At 68.0% G+C, this 16,791-nt stretch carries 13 protein-coding genes; 5 read left to right on the top strand and 8 right to left on the bottom strand.

Annotation, left to right across the window (positions count from 1 at the left end; translation table 11 throughout):
- The first annotated feature begins 141 nt into the window (after positions 1–141).
- Positions 142–582: a homoprotocatechuate degradation operon regulator HpaR gene (hpaR, locus tag MRS60_RS19115; RefSeq protein WP_034179682.1), complete on the top strand. Its 441-nt coding sequence runs from the start codon at positions 142–144 to the stop codon at positions 580–582.
- Between the two features lie 55 nt (positions 583–637).
- On the opposite strand, the gene MRS60_RS19110 is transcribed toward hpaR, so the two are convergent.
- Entirely contained in the window at positions 638–1,852 is a 1,215-nt protein-coding gene (locus MRS60_RS19110; protein ID WP_034179683.1) for an SDR family oxidoreductase, read from the bottom strand.
- A 648-nt stretch (positions 1,853–2,500) separates the two neighbouring features.
- Between MRS60_RS19110 and MRS60_RS19105 the strand changes: the two genes are divergently transcribed.
- Together MRS60_RS19105 and MRS60_RS19100 are read left to right on the top strand one after the other, a co-directional pair.
- The gene (locus MRS60_RS19105; protein WP_034179684.1) at positions 2,501–2,845 is read left to right on the top strand and encodes a DUF3564 family protein; all 345 of its coding nucleotides are present in this window, start codon (positions 2,501–2,503) and stop codon (positions 2,843–2,845) included.
- Between the two features lie 422 nt (positions 2,846–3,267).
- A complete protein-coding gene (locus MRS60_RS19100) occupies positions 3,268–5,163 on the top strand; it encodes a peptidoglycan D,D-transpeptidase FtsI family protein (protein ID WP_217586865.1) in 1,896 nt (631 codons plus the stop codon).
- Positions 5,164–5,321: 158 nt separating this feature from the next.
- Here the strand turns inward: MRS60_RS19100 and MRS60_RS19095 are convergent, their stop codons facing one another.
- The 4 genes from MRS60_RS19095 to MRS60_RS19080 form a co-directional block, all read right to left on the bottom strand.
- Positions 5,322–7,040, bottom strand: coding sequence for a cation:proton antiporter (locus MRS60_RS19095; protein ID WP_034179686.1), 1,719 nt, complete (start codon positions 7,038–7,040; stop codon positions 5,322–5,324).
- A 206-nt stretch (positions 7,041–7,246) separates the two neighbouring features.
- Positions 7,247–8,671, bottom strand: coding sequence for a cytochrome c (locus MRS60_RS19090; RefSeq protein WP_243566410.1), 1,425 nt, complete (start codon positions 8,669–8,671; stop codon positions 7,247–7,249).
- The gene (locus MRS60_RS19085) at positions 8,668–10,446 is read right to left on the bottom strand and encodes a GMC family oxidoreductase (RefSeq protein ID WP_243566409.1); all 1,779 of its coding nucleotides are present in this window, start codon (positions 10,444–10,446) and stop codon (positions 8,668–8,670) included. The genes MRS60_RS19090 and MRS60_RS19085 overlap by 4 nt, the downstream gene beginning before the upstream one ends.
- Positions 10,446–11,186 (bottom strand): gluconate 2-dehydrogenase subunit 3 family protein, encoded by a 741-nt coding sequence (locus MRS60_RS19080; protein ID WP_105389907.1) that lies wholly within the window; start codon positions 11,184–11,186, stop codon positions 10,446–10,448. Before MRS60_RS19080 ends, MRS60_RS19085 begins: the two co-directional genes overlap by 1 nt.
- Before the next feature lie 601 nt (positions 11,187–11,787).
- Here MRS60_RS19080 and MRS60_RS19075 point away from each other — a divergent pair.
- Positions 11,788–12,372 carry an RNA 2'-phosphotransferase gene (locus tag MRS60_RS19075; protein ID WP_131948336.1) on the top strand — a complete coding sequence of 195 codons (585 nt, stop codon included), beginning with the start codon at positions 11,788–11,790 and terminating at the stop codon, positions 12,370–12,372.
- A 12-nt stretch (positions 12,373–12,384) separates the two neighbouring features.
- Here the strand turns inward: MRS60_RS19075 and MRS60_RS19070 are convergent, their stop codons facing one another.
- Complete coding sequence (locus MRS60_RS19070) at positions 12,385–12,801, bottom strand: DUF3995 domain-containing protein (protein WP_034179690.1); 417 nt, start codon at positions 12,799–12,801, stop codon at positions 12,385–12,387.
- Between the two features lie 322 nt (positions 12,802–13,123).
- Between MRS60_RS19070 and ald the strand changes: the two genes are divergently transcribed.
- Positions 13,124–14,239 (top strand): alanine dehydrogenase, encoded by a 1,116-nt coding sequence (ald, locus tag MRS60_RS19065; RefSeq protein ID WP_243566408.1) that lies wholly within the window; start codon positions 13,124–13,126, stop codon positions 14,237–14,239.
- 39 nt (positions 14,240–14,278) lie between these two features.
- Here the strand turns inward: ald and polX are convergent, their stop codons facing one another.
- Entirely contained in the window at positions 14,279–16,045 is a 1,767-nt protein-coding gene (polX, locus tag MRS60_RS19060) for a DNA polymerase/3'-5' exonuclease PolX (RefSeq protein WP_175748504.1), read from the bottom strand.
- A gap of 178 nt (positions 16,046–16,223) precedes the next feature.
- Entirely contained in the window at positions 16,224–16,616 is a 393-nt protein-coding gene (locus MRS60_RS19055) for a TraR/DksA family transcriptional regulator (protein ID WP_034179693.1), read from the bottom strand.
- Positions 16,617–16,791: the final 175 nt, after the last annotated feature.

Below are 16,791 nucleotides of genomic sequence, written 5' to 3'. Positions count from 1 at the left end.
TGCCGCGCGTCGCGGCGCATCGTCAATAGTTAATATCTTAAGTAAACAATCGGGTGCTGGCAACCTCGATTACCCTGATACGCGAAATTCAGCACCTTCGGCTGTTAAGATTGATGCGTCCCCGTCCACTGTCCACCCCCGATGAACCGTACGCTCGACCATCGCAACCTGGCCATGCTGCTGCTCGAGGCCCGCGAAACGCTGATGGGCCTGTTCCGCCCCATTCTCAAGGAATTCGCGCTGACCGAACAGCAATGGCGGATCATCCGCGTGCTCGACGGCGAGCCGGCGCATGCGCTCGAAGCGGGACAGATCGCGCGGCGCTGCTGCATCCTGAGCCCGAGCCTCACGGGCGTGCTGGAACGGATGGAGCGCGACGGGCTGATCACGCGCACGCGCGCGCAGGAGGATCAGCGCCGGCTGCTGGTCAGCCTGACGCCGCAAAGCAGGAAACTCGTCACGGAAATCGGTCCGCGCATCGACGAGCAATACCGGCAGCTCGAGTCGCGCTTCGGCCAGGACGGCCTAGAAGACATCTACCGCGCGCTCGACCGGCTCATCGAACTCGGTGGCAACGCGTGATGATGGTGCCCGCTCCCGCCAGCCGCGGGAACGGGCGCCGGTGCAGCGCCGGCGGTCAGTGCATCGCGCCGCGCATCAGCTCGGTCACGGCAACGCCGCGCGACGTGCGCATGCATTCCTCGACGTAATCGATGAACGGCAACGGCTCGAAATCGATTTCGTCGCGCACGCGGCTGTTGTCGAACACGCGATCGACCGTCGCGAATTCCGCGCAGCGCTGCAGCGCCCGGCCGATCACACGCTCGAGCGCCGGATCGGGCCGCCCGAGCACGTCGCGCACCACCAGCGGCAGCTCGGCCGGCGCGCACGCCGCGTAGCGCGGCGCACCCGTCATCCCCGCCGCCTCGTCCATCGCGCGCACGATCTGCGCGACCTGCGGCGCCTCGTCGCCGGCCGACACGTGATAGAGATCGTGCGCGAGCGTCGGCTTGACGGCCAGCAGCATCGTCGCGCGCGCCACGTCGTCCACCGACACGATGTCGATGCGCGTCATCGGCCGCGCGGTGAAGCGGCGCGCGGCATGCGCAAGCCGGAACATCCAGAACGAATTCGGCGCGGGCCGCGTGCCGAGCACCGTGTGGCCGACGACGTGCGACGGCCGCACGACGACGAGCGGCAGCCCGAGCGCGCGCAGGCGCTGCTCCGTTTCCGCCTTCGCATGCAGGTAGTCCGCCGCGAGCACCGCGCCCGGCAGGCCTTCGCCGTGTTGCGCGACATCGTTCGCCGCGTCGTCCGCCGCGACTTCTTCGTGCACGATGCCGCCGCGCCCCGCATGCGCATAGGCCGTGCCGACGTATACGAAGCGCTGCAGACGCGGCGCCCGTGCGAAGCGTTCGGCGAAGCGCACCGAATCGGCGATGTCCGCCTGCAGGTGCGCGCCGTCGGCCGGCGACGCATGGCCGGCGCAGTGGATCACGTGCGTCGCGCCGGCGAGGCGCGGCGCGTCGGCGCCCTGCCATACGTCGCCGAGCGCGCCGACGATCACGTTCGCGTCGGTCAGGCGCGACGCCCAGTACGGCGTCAGTCCCGCGCGCAGCGCCGCTTCGCGCAGCCGCGCGACGGCGTGGCCGCGGTCCTGCGCGCGCACGACGCACACGATGCGTTCGAGCAGCCCTGCATTGACGAGCGCCGTCAGCACGGTACTGCCGATGAAGCCGGTCGCGCCGGTCAGCACCAGCCGCCCGACGTTCGCCGCCGCGACCGGTGCGCTGGCCGGCGACACGAGGCTCGTCCGCCAGTTCAGCGACAACGCGGTTTTCCAGATCAGCACGATAGTCTCCTTCGAAGAGTCGACCGGGCGGCGCAGCGCCTGCGGTTGCGGGCTGCGCACGGCTCACCGGCCGGGCCGGGGCTGACGCGCGCCCCGGCAGTCCCGATCTGGCATACGGCCCGCGATCGCGTCGATCGCACCTCTGGCACGAGGCGGCGGCAGCCGCCGAGGACGGGCGTCCGCGGCACAGGATCGGGAAGTTCCCAGTGTGGGGCCCGATCGCGTGCAAGTCTGTCCCGAAAGTTTCGTGAAAGTGTGCCGATTTGTGCGCGATTGTCGGAGTGTGTCGTTCCGGCCGCGCCGTCAAAACGCTGAAACATCGGGTCGGACCGCATCCCGGCAGTGCCGGATTGCGTCGATCGGCCCGGTTCCGGCGGCGGCCCGAGCGCGACAGATCGACGCGCCCCCGGCCATGTCATCCCATGTCTCGAACGTCGCCGATGCTTGCGTCGACACCGCAAGCGCTGATGCCACGTGCGTTTGCGCGCGCCGCCGAAATGTCCGCGGATCGTCAGACGTCGTTTCATCTGAAACCGCAATGGACTCAGTATCGATTTATTGCGGATTATCGCTTGCGTTTCACACCAGTCTATCTAGACTATTCAAGTCCAAACGGTCAAATTCGTCCTTTTTTCAGGAGACGATCCAATGCGCCTCACCATTCGAATTAATGGCAGCGAATCGGCAACCCGGCAATCCTTCGCGGTACTGTGGGTGGATACCGACGAGGGACTGTGGTCGCGTGAGGCACATCAGGGCATCGATCTTCCGACTTGGGGCAAGGTCCGCGACGTCGAGGGCGCAATGGCGCTCTGCGCGGCCGACGGCGGGAAAGCCGTATGCCAGTTGAAGGGGCTGTCGTTCGGTGCGACGCAGCGCGAACAGGGCCCCGCCGTGCTTGCAGGCAATCACGCGGGCGCGTGGCGGCTGCAGGCCGTCGATCGCTGCACGACCCAGCCGGAATACCGGGAATTCATTTCCGTCGACCGATAGAAAATTTTTTACATATATCGTCTACGGGTTTCGGGTTTATTCCAGTTTCAGAGATAGTCATTTCGATATTCAGAATTAACGGCGCCTCATTCTGGGGCGCTTTTTATTTTCCGCCATTAAAAAAATAACCGAGGGACGGGCAATTGATCGCATCCGGGCGACGGCTGCGATCAACCGGTAGCGGATGCCGCACGCCCGGATCGATATGCTGCCGATCGCCCGTCGCCCAGCGTCTGACGCGGCGCTGAAAAATCCGCTCGCGCCCCTCCTTTCCAGCCCCCTTTTCAGCGCTTTGCCGGTCGGCCGCAGCCGCCTTTTCACGGGGCCGGAACATACTTTCCCCACACGGCGTTTACTCATTTATTACAATCGCATTATTCAGACTGACCAGCCGCCGTCCGGCGGCCCGACCCGGCCATTGCATGAGCGTGAAAAAGAAGACCCACCCCGCCGATCCGTACTCGGCCGCGACGAAGAATCCGATGCTCGCGTCGCGCCTGCCGATGTGGCGCTCGAAGCTGGTCGTGATCGTCGTGTTCCTCGCGTTCGCCGCGCTGCTCGCGCGCGCCTTCTGGGTGCAGGTCGCGAACCAGGATTTCTACGTCGGCCAGGGCCAGAAGCGCTACCAGCGCACGATCGAGCTCGACGCGATGCGCGGGCGCATCGTCGACCGCAACGGCGCGATGCTCGCGGTCAGCCTGTCGACCTATGAAATCTGGGCGAACCCGAAACAGGTCGCCGATACCGACTATCCGCAGATCGCGAAGCTGCTCGACCTGCCGCTCGTCGAGGTCAAGCGGCGCCTCGGCAACGACAAGACGTTCGTGCTGCTCAAGCGGCAGGTCGACGCGGACACCGCGGGCCGGCTCGACAAGCTCGCGATCGACGGCATCACGCAGATCGCCGATTCGAAGCGCTTCTACCCGGAAGGCGAATCGGCCGCGCACGTGGTCGGCTTCACGAACGTCGAAGACAAGGGCCAGGAAGGCGTCGAACTCGCGGCGAACGCGCGCCTGTCCGGCACGTCCGGGCAGCGCGAGGTGATCCGCGACCGGCTCGGCCGCATCGTGTCGGACACGCGCCCGCTCGTTCCCGCGCAGCACGGCGCGACGATCGAGCTGACGATCGACCGCCGGATCCAGCAGCTCGCGTTCAGCCAGCTCAAGGCGGCAGTGATCGAGAACAACGCGATCGCCGGCAGCGTCGTCGTGCTCGATGCGCAGAACGGCGAGATCCTCGCGCTCGCGAACTACCCGACCTTCGACCCGAACGACCGCGCGCGCCTCACGGGCCAGCAGTTACGTAACCGCGCGGTGATCGACACGTTCGAACCCGGCTCGACGATCAAGCCGCTCGTCGTCGCGCTGTCGATCGACGAGCGCAAGGTCACGCCGAACACGATCATCAACACGTCGCCGGGCACCTACAAGATCGGCCCGGCCGTGATCCACGACACGTCGAACCACGGGTCGCTGACGGTGTCGCAGGCGCTGCAGAAGTCGAGCAACGTCGCGCTCGCGAAGCTCGCGCTGAACCTGCCCGCCGAAACGATCTGGAACAAGTACCAGGAATACGGGATCGGCCGCGCGCCGGAGCTGACGTTCCCGGGCGTCGCGTCGGGCCGGCTGCGCGGCTACAAGCGCTGGCGGCCGATCGAGCAGGCGACGATGGCGTACGGCTACGGGCTGTCGATGTCGCTGCTGCAGATCGCGCAGACGTATACGGCCTATGCGGGCGACGGCACGCTGCACCCGGTGTCGCTGCTGAAGAACGGCACCGACCAGCAGACGATCGACGCGCATCGCGGCCACCGCGTGACGTCGCCGCAAACGGCCGCGTCGATCCGCTCGATGCTCGAGATGGCGGTCGGCGAAGGCGGCACGGGGCGCCGCGCGCGCGTCGACGGCTACCGGATCGGCGGCAAGACGGGTACCGCGCGCAAGCAGGTCGGCGCGACCTATGCGAAGGGCAAGTACCGCGCGCTGTTCGCGGGGATGGCGCCGATGAGCAACCCGCGCCTGATCGTCGCGGTGATGATCGACGAGCCGCGCGGCAAGGGCTACTACGGCGGCACGGTGGCCGGCCCGGTGTTCGCGTCGGTCACGAGCGGCTCGCTGCAGCTGCTCGGCGTGCCGCCCGATGCGCCGGTCGAACCGGAGAAGCCGCAGCCGGCCAAGGCGGTTGCACCGCAGAAGACGGTCGAGGCGCCGAAGGCGGCGGCTCAACCGAAAACGGCTGCCGCGCAGAAAGCCGCCGCACCGTTGAAGACAGCCGCACAGCCCGGCACGACCGTGCCGACGAAGGCGGCGGCAAGCTGAAGCCGCTAGGCGGGCGATGCGGCATGCCGCACCGCCCGCGCTCCAACTCCGTCCCCCGCTTTCATCCCACTTTCCAGGAGCGCCCCGCATCACTTAAGCGTTCCGGCTGCACACTCCTGCAATTCTTTCGCGCTGCGGGCGGTCTTGCCCGCGCACCGTCAATGCGCCGCCGCCGCTACCGGCTTCACCATCCTGCCGAGCACATGCTCGGTCATCCCGCGCGCGAGTTCGGTCTCGCCCATGAACACGGTGCCGATGCCCTCGCTCGACAGCAGCGCGGCCTCGTCGCCGCTGTTCGTGCACAGCACGACCTCGAGCGTCGGGTTGAGCGTGCGCGAGATCTCGACGATCTGCCGCACGTCGAACACGTCCGGCAGCGTGACGACCAGCATCCCGGCGCGCGCGATATGCGCCTGCACGAGCACGATCGGCTCGATCGCGTCGCCGGACACGGCCGCGATGCCGTCGGCACGCAGCTTCTCGACGAGCTCGCGGTTCTGCTCGACGACGACATACGCGATCCCGCGCTCGTCCAGCGCATGCGCGATCCGCGTGCCGACCTTGCCGTAACCGACGATCACGACCTGCCCGGTCAGGTGCGTCTGCGGCGTCGACATCGGCAACGCGGCGAGCGGATCGTCGCGCGCCTCGAGCTTGCGCGCGAACGCCGAATGCTTGCGGATCCACGCGAGCGCCGGATCGATCATCGCGAACAGCAGCGTGTTCATCGCGATCGAGATCAGCGCGACCGCCAGAATCAGGCTCTGCCCCTCGGCCGACAGCAACCCGAGCGCGCGGCCGAGCCCCGCGAGGATGAACGAGAATTCGCCGATCTGCGCGAGGCCCGCGCCGACCGTCAGCGCGGTATTCAGCGGATAGCGGAACGCGATCACGAGCGCGACCGCCGCGAGCGTCTTGCCGACCAGCACGATCGCCGCGACCTCGATCACGTGCAGCGGCTCCTCGATCAGCACCTTCGGGTCGAACAGCATCCCGACCGAGATGAAGAACAGCACCGAGAACGCGTCGCGCAGCGGCAGCGTCTCGTCGGCCGCGCGACGGCTGAATTCCGACTCGCGCATCATCATCCCGGCGAAGAACGCGCCGAGCGCGAACGACACGTCGAACAGTTTCGCCGCGCCGAACGCGATGCCGACCGCGGCCGCGATCATGCACAGCGTGAACAGCTCGCGCGAGCCCGTGCGCGCGACGAGCCACAAAATGCGCGGGAATACGCGCTTGCCGACCACGAGCATCAGCGCGATGAACGCCGCGACCTTCAGCATCGTCACGCCGAGCGTGCCCCACACGCTGCCGCCGGCCGCCTGCACGTCGCCGGGCGGCGTGCCGCCGAGCAGCCCCGCGACGGGCGGCAGCAGCACGAGCACCAGCACCATCACGAGATCCTCGACGACGAGCCAGCCGACCGCGATGCGCCCGTTGACCGTCTCGACGAGCCCGCGCCCTTCGAGCGCGCGCAGCAGCACGACGGTACTCGCGACCGACAGTGCAAGCCCGAACACGAGCGCCGCACCGAGGCTCCAGCCCCATGTGAGCGCGAGCCCGCCGCCTAGCAGCGTCGCGACGGTAATCTGCACGACGGCGCCCGGCAGCGCGATCTTGCGCACCGCGAGCAGGTCGCCGAGCGAGAAATGCAGGCCGACGCCGAACATCAGCAGCATCACGCCGACTTCGGCGAGCTGCTGCGCGAGCGACAGGTCGCCGACGAAACCGGGCGTGCCGGGGCCGATCACGATCCCGGCGAGCAGATAGCCGACGAGCGGCGGCATTTTCAGCAGCGACGCGAGGTAACCGAAGATCATCGCGAGACCGAAACCGGCCGCGAGCAACGCAATCAGGCTGACGTCATGGGGCATCCCCCCTCCCAAGTTCTTGTAACTATTTAGTAAGGTTCAAGATTGGAAGGATAAGGGATGAGGCGGAACAATGGCGCGCCGCCGTGAAAATTTCACGTGGTGGCGCGCCTTTGCGGGGTGCAACCCCGGCGAAACGACAGGCGCCGCGTGGGCTCGGCGGCGCCTTGAAGCGGTTCGGACAGGCGGGGCGTCGCCCCGCCGCCCCGTCAGCGCGACGCTTGCGGGAACCGCGCGCCCGGCGGCGGTTCGGGGCGGGTCGACGGCACGCTCTTGCGCACCTTCGCGACCTGCGCGGCCGTCACCGGCGCGCCCGTGTTGCCCCAGCTCGTGCGCACGAAGTTCGACACGTCCGCGACTTCCTGGTCCGACAGGCGCCAGCCGAACGGCGGCATCGTGAAGGTCGACGGCGCGGTGTGCGTGCCCTGCAGCGCACTGCCCTCCAGCACGACGTGGATCAGCGACGTCGGATCGCCGCCCTGCACGACCGGGTTGCCGGCGAGCGCCGGGAACACGCGCGTGTAGCCGTGGCCGTCGCTGCGGTGGCACGCCATGCAGTTGTCGCGATAGACGGCCGCGCCCGGTTTGCTCGCGTCGCCGGTCTGCAAGGCCTTTGCGGCAGCCGCGTCGTACACGTGCGGCTGCTCGCCCTGCACGCGCGGCGGCAGCGTCTTCAGGTAGCGCGCGATCGCATTCAGGTCGTCGTCGGTCATGTGCTGCATGCTGTGGCCGACCACGTCCGTCATCCCGCCGAACGCGGCCGTGCGCAGCGTGCGGCCGGTCTTCAGGAACTGCACGATCTCGGCTTCGGTCCACGTGCCGAGCCCGGTGCGCGGCTCGCCGCGCAGGCTGGTCGGCACCCAGCCGTCGATCGCCGCGCCGCCGGCCAGGAAGTCCGGGCCGTCCGCGTCGGTCAGCCCGCGCTCCTGCATCGTCGGCGCGCGCGGCGTGTGGCATGCGCCGCAGTGGCCGAGACCCTGCACGAGATACGCGCCGCGTGCGGCCACCGGGTCGGTGTACGGCGCCGCGTCGAACGGCTTCGGCGACGGCGCGAACATCTTGCGCCAGATCCCGAGCGGCCAGCGCATCGACAGCGGCCACACGATGTCGACCGCGCGGTTCTCGTGCTCGACGGGCGCGACGCCGTGCATGAAGTACGCGTACAGCGCCTTCATGTCGTCGTCGGTGAGGCGCGCATACGACGGGAACGGCATGGCCGGATACATCGTGTCGCCGTTCTTGCGCACGCCCTCGCGCACCGCGCGGGTGAAGTTCTCGAACGTCCAGCCGCCAAGTCCGGTTTTCGGGTCCGGCGTGATGTTCGTCGAATAGATTGCGCCGATCGGCGTGTCGAACTTCAGTCCGCCCGCGAACGGCTTGCCGCCGCTCGCGGTGTGGCACGCGATGCAGTCTCCCGCGCGGGCCAGGTATTCGCCGCGCTTGACGAGGTCCGCGTCGGCGGATCGGGCCGCGGGCGCGGCCGCCGGGCCCGAAGCCGCCGCAGGCGCGACCGCCGGTTGCGCGAAAGCCGCGGTGCCCGCGAAGCCGAACGCGGCCCAGGCCGCGCCGGCCGCCAGCGCGCGCCGCACCGGGGAAAGGCGGCGCGCGGCGTTGTGGTTCATCATCCTCTTCATACGGTCACCAGCGGGGCGGGATTTTTCAGGTATTGCTCGCGGATCGCGCGTGCCGACCAGTAGGCCAGCGCCGCGATGATCCCGGTCGGGTTGTAGCCGATGCCCTGCGGCAGCGCCGACGCGCCCATCACGAACACGTTGTGCACGTCCCAGCACTGCAGGTAGCGGTTCAGCACGCTCGTCTTCGGGTCGGTGCCCATGATCGCGCCGCCGACGAGGTGGGTCGTCTGGTACGCGCGCGAATCGAAGTGCTTGCCGAACTCGCGCGTCGACACGCCGATCGCCTTCGGCCCCATCGCCTCCGCGATCTTCTTCATCTGCCCGGTCACGTACTGCGCCATCCTGATGTCGTTGTCCTTCCAGTCGAAGGTCATCCGCAAGAGCGGCTGGCCGTACGAATCGCGATAGGTCGGATCGAGGTCGAGATACACGTCGCGGTACGACATGTTCGTGCCATGCGCGTCCATCGAGATCGTGTGTGCGTAGTAATCCTTGACGGATTTCTTCCACGCCGAACCCCACTGCGGCGTGCCGGGCGGCGTTGCGATGCCGCTGATCGGCTTCGCGCCGGCCTGGTTCACCCACAGCGGCGAGCCGCCGACGAAGCCGAGCGGGCCGTGGTCGAAGTTGTCCGCGTTGAAGTCGTCCACCGCGACGCCGTTGCCGCCCGCGCCGATGAACGGGTTCGTGTAGGTGTCCTTGTCGAAGAATGCCTTGATCGTCGACAGGTTCTGGTACGCGAAATTGCGGCCCACGACGCCTTCGCCGGAGATCGGGTCGTACGGCTTGCCGATGCCCGACAGCAGCAGCAGGTGCACGTTGTGGTACTGGAACGCGGCGACGATCACGAGATCGGCCGGCTGGTGCACTTCGCGTCCGGCCGGGTCGACGTAGGTGACGCCCGTCGCGCGTTTCTTCGTGTCGTCGAGGTCGACGCGCAGCACGTGGCACTTCGAGCGCAGCTCGAAGTTCGGCGCCTGCTTCAGCGCGGGCAGGATGTTCAGGTTCGGCGACGCCTTCGAGTACATGTAGCACGCGTAGCCGCTGCAGTAGCCGCAGAAGTTGCACGGGCCCATCTGCACGCCGTACGGGTTCGTGTACGGGCCCGACGTGTTCGCCGACGGCAGCCGGTACGGATGCAGGCCGAGCGACTGCGCCGCATCGAAGAAGCGCTGCGCCGAATAGGTATTGAGCTGCGCGGGCAACGGGAAGTTGTTGCTGCGGTTCGCCTCGAACACGTTGCCGTCGCCGACCACCTTGCCGCCGACCTTGTACGCCTGCCCCGACGTGCCGAACACCTTCTCGGCGAAATCGAAATGCGGCTCGAGCTCGTCGTAGCTGACACCCGTATCCTGGATCGTCATCCCTGCGGGGATGAACTTCTTGCCGTAGCGCTCTTCATAGTGGCTGCGCAGGCGCAGTTCTTCCGGCGTGATCCGGAAGTGCACGCCCGACCAGTGCAGCCCCGCGCCGCCGACACCCTCGCCCGGCAGGAACGCGGCGAGCTGCCGGTACGGCAGCGCGGTGTCCTGCACGCCGTGGCGGATCGATACGGTCGTCTTCGACAGGTCGACGAACAGCTTCTTGCGGACGTTGTAGGTCAGCTCGTCGATCGTGTTCGGATACGCGCCGTCCGGATAGGTGTCGCGATACTCGCCGCGCTCGAGCGCGACGACCTTCAGGCCCGCTTCGGTCAGTTCCTTCGCGAGAATCGCGCCGGTCCAGCCGAAGCCGACGATCACCGCATCGACATGCGGTTTTTTCTCTGCGGCCATCAGGTGCGCTCCCCGTTGATCGAGACGGGGCCGTACGGATAGGGCTTGCCGTTCTGGTTGACGAAATCCATGAAGTCCGCGCGCGCGCCCGGAAAGCCGATCATCTTCCACGCGGCCATGTCGTGATTGCCGCCGTGAACCGGGTCGCAGAAGTAGCCTTCGCGCGTGTTCTGCAGCAGCTGGCCGAAGAACACGCCGGGCGGCACGTCGTCGATCTGCGCGCCGCCCTTCTCCAGCGCGCCGAGCACGGTGTCGCGCGTCGGCGCGTCGAGATCCGCGAACGCGTTGCCGTGGGCCTTTTCGCAATAGCGGTTGACGGCCGCGATGCCGAGCCGGTAGATGTCGCGCGGCACGAGCTTCAACTGGTAGCCGAGCTCGGGCACGCCCTGCTGAAACGGCCCCTGCATGTACCACGTCGCACCGTGCGCATACGGCGTCTCCATCTGGCGGTCGATGAATTCGGGCACGCCCGATTCGAGCGCGCCGGGGCCTTCGGCATCGGCCGGAATCAGCCGGTCGACGGCAGCCTGGACGAACGCCCACTCCTTCGCATCGAAGAAGGTCGGCTTGTACGGGGCGCGTTCGGCGCTGGCGGAAGCGGCGGGCGCGTTGCCGGCCGTCGTCGCGGATGGCGACGACGCGCGCAGGTCGCAGCCGGCGACCGACGCGATCGGCACGAGCGCGACCGACGTGCGCAGGAAACGGCGGCGCGAGTTGGGTTTGTCAGGTGGCGTGGACATGGTCGGATGTTGATCGTTGGGGATCGGGGGCCGGACGCGCGCATTCCGCATGCGGCGGGTCCGGCACGGCAGCCATGCCGCATGCGGCTGGCCGTCCTGTTCATTCGTGTGTTGCGAACAACCTCGATGCGGGCGCCGGCCGCGCAATGCGCGACGGCGCCTTCATGCAGCCGCGTGCGTTGCCGGTTCCTCCGGCGGCGCGGATCGACCTCTTCGCGGGCCTGATCGTCGGACAAATACCGGCCTGTCGGCCTGGCTCTGCCCGCCATCGCCATGACCGTGATTCAACCTGGACGCCGCGTTTGCCGCAGCAAGCGCGACGCGCACAGGCCCTCTTTCGGGTCCGGCGACGAGTGCCGCGAATTATATATGGAACCGGTTCCATTGCGAGATGGTTCGATGCAATTCAATGCATCGAAAATTGCAACAATTGAAAAATCCGGAACCCGGAATGCGCAAGGATGGCGCGCTCGCCGGCCGAGCCGCACGCCGGGCAGGCGATCGGCCTGCGTCGGGCGGAGCCGACGGCTGTCTCTTTCCAGCCACGCGGCGCAACGCGCCGGTGCCGGTTTGCACCGCGGTCTGGTAGCCTCCGCGTCTCATGAATACACAGAAGAACAAACCGCTGGCGCCCGACGCGATCAGCATCAGCAAATACCTGAGCTACCTGCTGCGCCACGAACCGCAGGCGATCGGACTGCAACTCGACCCGGAAGGCTGGGCCGGCATCGACGAACTAATTGCCTGCGCCGCCCGCCACGGGCGCCAACTCGATCGCGCGACGATCGAAACCGTCTGCGCGACCAGCGACAAGCAGCGCTTCGCCCTCTCCGACGATGGCCAACGCATCCGCGCGGTACAAGGCCATTCGACATCCGTCGTGCAACGCCGGTATCCGGCCGCGCAGCCGCCCGAGCGCCTCTATCACGGCACCGCGACGCGCTTCCTGGATTCGATTCGGGCGCAAGGGCTGAAACCCGGCGCCCGTCATCACGTGCATCTGTCGCCGGACATCCGGACTGCATTGGCCGTCGGCACACGCTACGGCGTGCCCGCGATTCTCGAAGTCGATGCGCAGCGCATGCACCGGCAAGGCCATACGTTCTTCGTCGCCGAAAACGGCGTATGGCTGACCGATGCCGTGCCGGCCGAATATCTCACGCAGATCGACACGCCGGCGCGCTGAGCCGTACGCCGTTCACCACGGCCAGAACATCGACGCGAGGGATAGCGCAAGCGCCGCGCAAAGCGGCGAGTAATACAGCGTGTCCATCCGCGCGAAACGCGACCCGCGAACCCGCTTGAAGAAGCCGACATAGCGGAAATCGCCGACGGCCCGCACCGCGAAGATCAATGCGAGCGCAACGACCGCGAATGCGATCGTGCCGGGATACGTGTTCCGCCCCAACCAGCCGGCACGCGCGGCGACCACGCATGCGCCGGCCAGCAGCGCCGCCGCGATGGCAAACGTGCCGACGGCGGTCGGCCGCAGCAGCGGCATGCCGTCCTGCTCCGGAATGGCCGCACGCTTGCCGAGCCGCCCGCCAAACGCCCAGTAGGCGTGAACGAGCGCGATCGCGCAGAGCGTCGGCACGCTGAAATACGCGCCGGTCATGTCGGTAAATGTCCTCGTCTCGTTGTCTCGTCGTTTTGCCGGAAGATTCCGGCACGCGGCCCCGGCCCGCGACACGCAAGACGATACCGAAACCCGGCAGTGCGCGCATTGCGACGTCCGGTCGCAACCCGCCACAGTGCGTGCTGCGGTGCAATGCGCACGCATCATCGTGCCGGCCGCCCGCTTGACTTCCCTCAACGCACTACTACGCTGGTATTCCAGTACTGCAGTCGGCATGCCCCTGCGCAACCGGCCGCACGCGCATCGTTCGCCGCGCGGCGCACATGCACGACAACGATAACGAAGGCCATGGAGGCGACTCATGCTGATCGGTGTGCCGAAGGAGATCAAGAACCACGAATACCGCGTCGGCCTCACGCCGGCCGGCGCGCGCGAACTCACGCGGCACGGCCATGCCGTGCTCGTCCAGCGCGGCGCGGGCACGGCGATCGGCCTGCTCGACAACGACTACACAGCCGCGGGCGCATCGCTGTGCGACGGCGCCGACGAAATCTTCGCGCGCGCCGACATGATCATCAAGGTCAAGGAGCCGCAGCCGGCCGAATGCGCGATGCTGCGGCGCGGCCAGATTCTCTATACCTACCTGCATCTCGCGCCCGATCCCGAACAGGCGGCCGCGCTCGTGAAGTCAGGCGCCGTCTGCATCGCGTATGAAACCGTCACGGCGCCCGGCGGCGGCCTGCCGCTGCTCGCGCCGATGAGCGAGGTGGCGGGACGCATGTCGATCCAGGTCGCGGCGACCCACCTCGAAAGCCCGCGCGGCGGCCGCGGCGTGCTGATGGCCGGCGTGCCCGGCGTGCCGGCCGCGCATGTCGTCGTGCTCGGCGCGGGCGTGGTGGGAACCGGTGCGCTGCAGATGGCGGTCGGCCTCGGCGCGCGCGTCACCGTGCTCGACAACAACGTGAACCGCTTGCGTCAGCTCGACCTCGTCTTCGCCAACCGGATCACGACCGTCTGCTCGAATGCGCATACGATCGACGAAGCCGTGCGCGAAGCCGACGTCGTGATCGGCGCGGTGCTCGTGCCCGGTGCATCGGCGCCGCGGCTCGTCACGCGCGACATGATCGCGACGATGCGCACGGGCGCCGTCGTCGTCGATGTCGCGATCGACCAGGGCGGCTGCTTCGAGACATCGCATGCGACAACGCATGCGGACCCGACCTTCGTCGTCGACGGCGTCGTGCACTACTGCGTCGCGAACATGCCCGGCGCGGTCGCGCGCACGTCGACCTTCGCGCTGAACAACGCGACGCTCGGGCATGCGCTTGCGCTCGCCGACAAGGGCTGGAAGCAGGCGATGACCGACGATCCGCACCTGCGCGCGGGCCTGAACGTCTGCAACGGACACATCACGTACGAAGCGGTCGCGCTGGCGCTCGGCCTGCCTTATGTGCCGGCCGCCGGCGTGCTGGCATGACATGAACGCACGGCTGGCAGCACGCGTTGCCAGCCGTCTTCACGCGCCCTTCGACCGGCTCCGCTTCGACCCGCCGCCCCCACCCATCGTGCGCGCGAGCAGCGGCCGCAGTTGCGCGAGCGTGCGCGTGTTGAGCACGTCTGGCCGCGTGAGCCAGCCGCGTCGCGCCTGATCGACGCCGTACGCGAGGTTGTCGAGTTCGTCCGCGCTGCACGCATCCGAGCCGATCGCGACCGGCACGCCGGCCTTCGCGGCCTCGCGGCACCAGATGTCCGGCAGGTCGAACCGCCGCGGCTGCGCATCGAGTTCGACGAAGCAGCCGCGTGCCGCGGCCTGCGCGATCACGCGCGGCACGTCGAGCTCGCATGCGTCGCGCTCGCCGAGCAGGCGGCCGGTCGGGTGCGCGAGTATCGTGAAATGCGGATGGTCCATCGCGCGCAGCATGCGGTCGGTCTGCGCGGCGCGCGACAGGTCGAAGCCGTCGCGCACCGCGCCGACGACCAGATCGAGCCGGCCGAGCATCGCGTCGGGCATGTCGAGACTGCCGTCCTCGAGAATGCCGGCTTCCACGCCCTTGAGCAGCACGAAATCGTCGAACGACGCATTGATGCGATCGATCTCGTCGAGCTGCCGCGCGAGCCACTCGAAGGTGTTGCGGCCGCCGCCGGCAGGCGGTGCCCGGTCGGTGACGGCCAGGTACGCGAGCCCGCGTGCGCGCGCCGCGTCGGCCATCGCACGCAGGCCGTCGCGGCCGGCCGACGCGTTCGTATGCGCATGCAGGTCGCCGTGGATCTGCTTGCGCTCGACCAGCGCCGGCAGCGTGCCCGCGCGCGATGCGTCGATCTCGCCGCGATTCTCGCGCAGTTCGGGCGGCACGACGTGCAGCCCGATTGCATCGTAGACCGACGCCTCCGTCGTGCCGGCAATCCGCTCGTCGCCGCGAAACACGCCGTATTCGTTGATCTTCAACCCGCCGGCCTGCGCGATCCTGCGCAGCGCGATGTTGTGCGCCTTCGATCCGGTGAAGTAGACGAGCGCCGCGCCGAACGCATCGGCGTCGACGACGCGCAGGTCGACCTGCAACCCGCTGTCGAGCACGACGCTCGACTTCGTCTTGCCGTGCGCGAGCACGCGCGCCACCTTGTCATAGCCGACGAACGCGTCGGCGACCGCAACCGGATCGCGTGCAGTGGCGAGAATGTCGAGATCGCCGACCGTCTCGCGGCGGCGGCGAAAACTGCCGGCCGGCACGACCTTGCCGACGCCTGCCACCGCGCGCAGGCGTTCGAGCAACGGCGTCAGCGCTTGCTCGGCAGCCGGCAGCAGGAAACGCTGCGGTTCGCGCTGCAGGCGATCGTCGATCGCTTCGAGCAGATGCGCTTCGGTTTTCGCGCCGAAGCCCGGCAACTCGCGCACGTGCCCGCTCTTCGCTTCGACGCGTAGCTGTTCGAGCGAATCGACGTGCAGTGCGTCATGCAGCGCCTTCACGCGTTTCGCGCCGAGCCCCGGTACGTCGAGCAGCTCGACGATCGCGCCCGGCAGCGCGTGGCGCAGTGTTTGCTGCAGTTCGCAGGTGCCGGTCGCGGCGATCTCGCGCAGCTTCGACGCGAGATCGGCCCCGATCGACGGAATCTTCCCGAGATCGTCGCCGTTCGCGATCATCGTCGGAATATCGCGCCCGTAGTCGGCAACCGTCCGTGCGGCGTTGCGGTAGGCACGCACGCGGAACGGATTGGCGCCCTGGATTTCGAGCATGTCCGCGATCTCGGCGAACACGGCCGCGCACTCGGCATTGTGGATCGGCATGATCGGCGTGGCTCCCTTCCACGTGGATGGCGCCGCACGCGTGCGCGACGGCGTCTGCCCGCCCGGCGCCGCATGTCGACGCCGCCGGGCGCCCGTTCGTCATCCTACGCCGGCCGCGCAGCGCGTGCAGCGCGTGCAGCACGAAAACGGGATCGGGATTGCGACCACGACCGCGACGTCAGAGCGATGCGCGCGGTGTCGTCGCGTAGCGTCGCTCGTAGACCGACTGGCAGTGCGTGCAGCGCTCGGCGGTCGGGCGCGCGAGCAGGCGCTCATAGTCGACCGGTGCATCGCAATCGATGCATTCGCCGTAGCTGCCGTCGCGCATCCGCAGTTGTGCGCGTCCGATCGCACGCAGTTCGGTCAGCTTCATGCCGATCAACGCATGATCGACGTCGACGAACAGATCCGCGTTCGCCTCGTCGCCCTCGTCCGGCGACGCGCCGGCAAGATCTGCATAGGATTCCGACGCGCGCTGGTCTTCGCTCGTGCGGATCTCCGCACGCAGCGTCTGCTCGCTCTCTTTCAGCCGCTGTTGCAGCATCTGCCGTTGTTGTTGGTCGAGCGCCATGGCCGTCTCTCCTGTTCCGGGTTCCGCGCGGAAAGTGTGGCGCGCGGTGTCGCGCCGGTGCGCGGCGGATAGACACGACCGGCGCCGCCGCGCCCGGATATGCGCCCGGACGCATGCAGCGCCGGATGCATTCGACGCAGGATAAACCCATTGAACACGCGTGTGTTGACCGTAA

It is taken from the genome of Burkholderia pyrrocinia, from assembly GCF_022809715.1.
GTDB classification, from domain to species: domain Bacteria; phylum Pseudomonadota; class Gammaproteobacteria; order Burkholderiales; family Burkholderiaceae; genus Burkholderia; species Burkholderia pyrrocinia_C.
The sequence above is the reverse complement of the archived record's forward strand: the minus strand, read 5'-3'. Positions and strand labels throughout refer to the sequence as shown.

What these genes read in the sequence shown, in the direction of transcription:
- hpaR (WP_034179682.1), top strand. Translation starts at nt 142, where the DNA reads ATGAACCGTACGCTCGACCATCGCAACCTGGCCATGCTGCTGCTCGAG.
- MRS60_RS19105 (WP_034179684.1), top strand. Translation starts at nt 2,501, where the DNA reads ATGCGCCTCACCATTCGAATTAATGGCAGCGAATCGGCAACCCGGCAA.
- MRS60_RS19100 (WP_217586865.1), top strand. Translation starts at nt 3,268, where the DNA reads ATGAGCGTGAAAAAGAAGACCCACCCCGCCGATCCGTACTCGGCCGCG.
- MRS60_RS19095 (WP_034179686.1), bottom strand. Translation starts at nt 7,040, where the DNA reads ATGCCCCATGACGTCAGCCTGATTGCGTTGCTCGCGGCCGGTTTCGGT.
- MRS60_RS19090 (WP_243566410.1), bottom strand. Translation starts at nt 8,671, where the DNA reads ATGAAGAGGATGATGAACCACAACGCCGCGCGCCGCCTTTCCCCGGTG.
- MRS60_RS19085 (WP_243566409.1), bottom strand. Translation starts at nt 10,446, where the DNA reads ATGGCCGCAGAGAAAAAACCGCATGTCGATGCGGTGATCGTCGGCTTC.
- MRS60_RS19080 (WP_105389907.1), bottom strand. Translation starts at nt 11,186, where the DNA reads ATGTCCACGCCACCTGACAAACCCAACTCGCGCCGCCGTTTCCTGCGC.
- MRS60_RS19075 (WP_131948336.1), top strand. Translation starts at nt 11,788, where the DNA reads ATGAATACACAGAAGAACAAACCGCTGGCGCCCGACGCGATCAGCATC.
- MRS60_RS19070 (WP_034179690.1), bottom strand. Translation starts at nt 12,801, where the DNA reads ATGACCGGCGCGTATTTCAGCGTGCCGACGCTCTGCGCGATCGCGCTC.
- ald (WP_243566408.1), top strand. Translation starts at nt 13,124, where the DNA reads ATGCTGATCGGTGTGCCGAAGGAGATCAAGAACCACGAATACCGCGTC.
- polX (WP_175748504.1), bottom strand. Translation starts at nt 16,045, where the DNA reads ATGCCGATCCACAATGCCGAGTGCGCGGCCGTGTTCGCCGAGATCGCG.
- MRS60_RS19055 (WP_034179693.1), bottom strand. Translation starts at nt 16,616, where the DNA reads ATGGCGCTCGACCAACAACAACGGCAGATGCTGCAACAGCGGCTGAAA.